The organism is Phenylobacterium sp. (assembly GCF_030654915.1).
Classification (GTDB): domain Bacteria; phylum Pseudomonadota; class Alphaproteobacteria; order Caulobacterales; family Caulobacteraceae; genus Phenylobacterium.
The window spans coordinates 1-3872 of the sequence record NZ_JAURWM010000048.1; the positions used below are offsets into that span (position 1 = coordinate 1).

Annotated in this window: 4 protein-coding genes; 2 read left to right on the top strand and 2 right to left on the bottom strand. The window is 68.7% G+C overall.

From position 1 onward, the window contains the following. Positions 1–124: 124 nt before the first annotated feature. Positions 125–865: a histidine utilization repressor gene (gene hutC / locus Q7T84_RS02205; RefSeq protein WP_304806001.1), complete on the bottom strand. Its 741-nt coding sequence runs from the start codon at positions 863–865 to the stop codon at positions 125–127. After that, positions 862–2232: a formimidoylglutamate deiminase gene (locus tag Q7T84_RS02210; RefSeq protein WP_304806002.1), complete on the bottom strand. Its 1371-nt coding sequence runs from the start codon at positions 2230–2232 to the stop codon at positions 862–864. Before Q7T84_RS02210 ends, hutC begins: the two co-directional genes overlap by 4 nt. A 65-nt stretch (positions 2233–2297) precedes the next feature. Here Q7T84_RS02210 and hutI point away from each other — a divergent pair, with 65 nt between their 5' ends. After that, entirely contained in the window at positions 2298–3503 is a 1206-nt protein-coding gene (gene hutI, locus Q7T84_RS02215) for an imidazolonepropionase (RefSeq protein ID WP_304806003.1), read from the top strand. Continuing rightward, positions 3500–3872, top strand: a 373-nt coding sequence (locus Q7T84_RS02220; protein ID WP_370653606.1) for an aromatic amino acid lyase, incomplete at its 3' end; no start/stop codon positions are given. The genes hutI and Q7T84_RS02220, both read left to right, overlap by 4 nt.

The following is a 3872-nucleotide window of genomic DNA, read 5'->3' on the forward strand; positions in this document are numbered from 1 at the left end:
CACGGAATTTCTTCCTGTTGGCGTCACCAACTAGGTTCACCCTCCGACGCATAGCCGCCGATAGAGGGGTCATAGGCACAAGGACTAGGATGACGAGTGAACTAGTGGACTAGTGGAGGTTCGCTTAGCCCCGCGAGGGGCCGAAGCGGGCGACGAGGTCGTAGGCTTCGCCAGGGAACAGTTGGCGCACCTTGGTGACGCCTTCGCCGGCGCGCCAGGTGCGGCGTTCGACCGCCAGGCACGCAGTCCCCGGCGCGATGGCCAACAGATTGGCGCTCTCGGTATCGGCGCCCAGGGCGCTGATCCGGTTCTCCGCCTCGGTCCAGGGGATGTGCTCCAGCAGCCAGGCGCCGGGCGGCTGGGCGGCGAAGTCGGCGTCGCGGGCCAGCGGCGCGGCGACCAGGCTAATCAGACGATCCTCGATGGCGAAGGGCCGACCATTGGCGAAGTGGACCCCGCGCAGGGCCAGCAGTTCGCCGCCCCGGGCCAGGTCGATCTCCTCGGCGTTCTTGGCCTTGGGCGCGCGCGGGGTGCAGGCGACCAGCTTGAAAGCGTAGGCCTCGCCCCGCCCCTCGATTTCGGAGCGCAGGTCGGGAATGTCGAGCACGGCGGAATGAACTTTCGGGCGCGCCACGAACGAGCCGGCGCGGCGGCGGCGCGTCACCAGCCCGGCCTCGGCCAGAGCCGAGATCGCCTTGCTGACCGTCATCCGCGAGCAGCCGTATTGCACGGTCAGCTCGTGCTCGAAGGGGATGCGATAGCCAGGTCCCCACTCACCCGAGAGGATCTTGGCCTCGATCTCGGTTCGGATGCGTTTCTGGAGCGAGGCGGGGGCGTCTTCGGGGAACGCGGCGGGCTTGTTCACGCGAGCACTTTCTCCAGGGCCTGCCGATAGCGCGCGGTGATCTCGTAGCGGCGGTGGTGGCGTCCATTACTGACGACCTTGCGCCCCGCGCGCCAGACCCCGTCGATCACGTCGCGCCGGGCGGCGAACACGAAACTGTCCAGGATGGCGTCGCACCCACGGCCAATCAGGGCCGGATGAGCGGCGTCCAGGCTGACGATGTCGGCCGGCGCACCGACTCGCAGGCCGCCGCTGTCCGCGCCCAGCGCCTGGGCCCCGCCCGCCAACGCGGCGCGATAGAGATCTCCGCCGGTCGAGCGTCCTGCCTCGGTCGCCATCACATTGCGTGTTCGCCGGGCCAGCCGCTGGCCATATTCCAGCAGCCGAAGCTCCTCGGCCGCGTCGATCAGGACATTGGAGTCCGAGCCTATGCCGAACCGGCCGCCGGCGTTCAGATAGTCCGGGGCTGGAAACAGCCCGTCGCCGAGATTGGCCTCGGTGATCGGGCAGAGACCGACCACCGCGCCGCTGGCCGCCATGCGCTGGGTTTCCCGCGGAGTCACATGGGTCGCGTGCACCAGGCACCAACGCGGGTCGACCGGGGCATGATCGAGCAGCCAATCGACCGGGCGCTGGCCCGACCAGACCTCGCAATCGAGGACCTCCTTGGTCTGCTCGGCGATGTGGATATGGATCGGCCCGTCGCCCGCCAGGGTGACAAGCGCCTCAAGATCCGTCGGCGTCGCGGCCCGCAGGCTGTGCGGGGCGAGCCCGAGCACCGCGCCCGGCAGAGGGGCCAGCGCCTTGCGGCTGACCTCAAGAACTTGCGCGAAGCTATCGATATCGTTGATGAAACGGGCTTGAGCGGGAGTCGGCTCGGCGCCGCCGAACCCGGAGTGCGCATAGAAGACCGGCAGCAGGGTGAGGCCCAGGCCCGCGGTATCCGCCGCGGCCGCGATGCGGACAGCCATCTCGGCGGGGTTGGCGTAGGCGCGGCCGCCCTGGTCGTGGTGCAGGTAGTGGAACTCGCCGACCCGGGTGAAGCCGGACTCCAGCATCTCGGCATAGGCGAGCGCGGCGACCGCCTCGACCTCTTCGGGTCCTAGCCGTTCCAGGAACCGGTACATGACCTCGCGCCAGGTCCAGAAACTGTCGGCCGAGGGGCCGCGCACCTCAGCTAGCCCCGCCATGCCGCGCTGGAAGGCGTGGCTGTGCAAATTGGGCAGGCCGGGCAGCGCCGGGCCATAGGCGCTTTCGCCCGGCTGGCGCGGCGCCTGCGTCTCAATCGCGGCGATCTGGCCGTCACGAACGCTGACGCGGACCTGTCGCGCCCAACCGCTCGCCAGCAGCGCACTGTCGAACCAGATCGTTTCACCTCGATCAGACACTGGACAAGCCTCCTCGCTCGATCATATGTCTATACATTAATCGAGACGATGTGAAGGAGGCGGACATGCGATGCGATCGGATCTGGGCCAACGCCCGCCTCGCCACGCTTTCCCCTGACCAACCGGGCCTGGGCGAGATCATGGACGGGCTGGTCGCCAGCCAGGACGGCAAGATCGTCTATGCCGGCGCCGCCGCCGACGCCCCGCGATTCGAGGCAGCCGAGACCATCAATTGCCAGGGCCGCTGGATCACACCTGGCCTCATCGACCCCCATACCCACCTGATTTTCGGCGGCGACCGCGCCCACGAGTTCGAGCTGCGGTTGGCCGGCGCGTCCTATGAGGAGATCGCGCGGGCCGGCGGTGGAATCGTCTCGACCATGAAGGCGACGCGCGCGGCCACCGAACACGATCTGGTCGCCAGCGCCCTGCCCCGGCTCGACACCCTGATCGCCGAGGGCCTGACCACCATCGAGGTGAAATCGGGCTACGGCCTGTCGCTTGAGCACGAACTGAAGTCGCTGCGCGCGGCCCGAAAACTCGGCCAAATGCGCCAAGTCAGCGTCAAGACGACCTTCCTCGGCGCCCACGCCCTGCCCCCTGAATATGGCGATAATTCCGATGGTTACATCGACAAGGTGTGCGGGGAGATGATCCCCGCCGTGGCCGCCGAGGGCCTGGCCGACGCGGTGGACGCCTTCTGCGAGGGGATCGGTTTCACGCCGGAGCAGACACGCCGTGTGTTCGCGGCCGCCAAGGCGCACGGTCTGCCGGTGAAGCTGCACGCCGAGCAGTTGTCGAACCTGCACGGCGCGGCGCTGGCCGCCGAGTACGGCGCGCTGTCAGCCGACCACCTGGAGCATCTGGACCTGGCCGGCGTCGCCGCCATGGCCAAGGCCGGCGTGGTCGCGACCCTGTTGCCGGGCGCCTACTATTTCGTGCGCGAGACCAAGCTGCCGCCGATCGAAGCGCTGCGCGCCGCTGGCGTGCCGATCGCCCTGGCCACCGACTGCAATCCCGGCACCTCGCCGCTGACCTCGCTGCTGCTGACCATGAACATGGGCGCGACCCTGTTCCGCCTGACCGTCGATGAGTGCCTCGCCGGCGTGACGCGCGAAGCCGCCCGCGCGCTCGGCCTGCTGGCGCAGACCGGCACCTTGGAAGCCGGCAAGCGCTGCGATCTCGCCATCTGGGACATCGAGCGCCCAGCCGAACTTGTTTATCGCATGGGGTTCAATCCGCTCCATGCCCGCGTGTGGAGTGGACTATGAACGACGTCGTGATGCGACCGGGCGAGGTTAGTCTCGCCGAGTGGCGCGCCATCTATCGCGGCGCCGGCGCCAAGCTTGACCCTGCCTCCGCGCCGGTGGTCGCCGCCAGCGCCGCGGCGGTCGAGCGCATCCTGGCCCGAGGCGAGCCGGTCTATGGGATCAATACCGGCTTTGGGAAGCTGGCCAGCGTCCGCATCGAGGCGGGCGATCTTGAAACCCTGCAACGCAATATCGTCCTGTCCCACGCCGCGGGCGTGGGCGAGCCCTCCCCCGTTCCGGTGATCCGGCTGATGCTAGCCTTGAAGCTGGCCAGTCTGGCGCAAGGCGCCTCGGGCGTGCGTCCCGCGACCGTCGCCCTGCTGGAAGCCA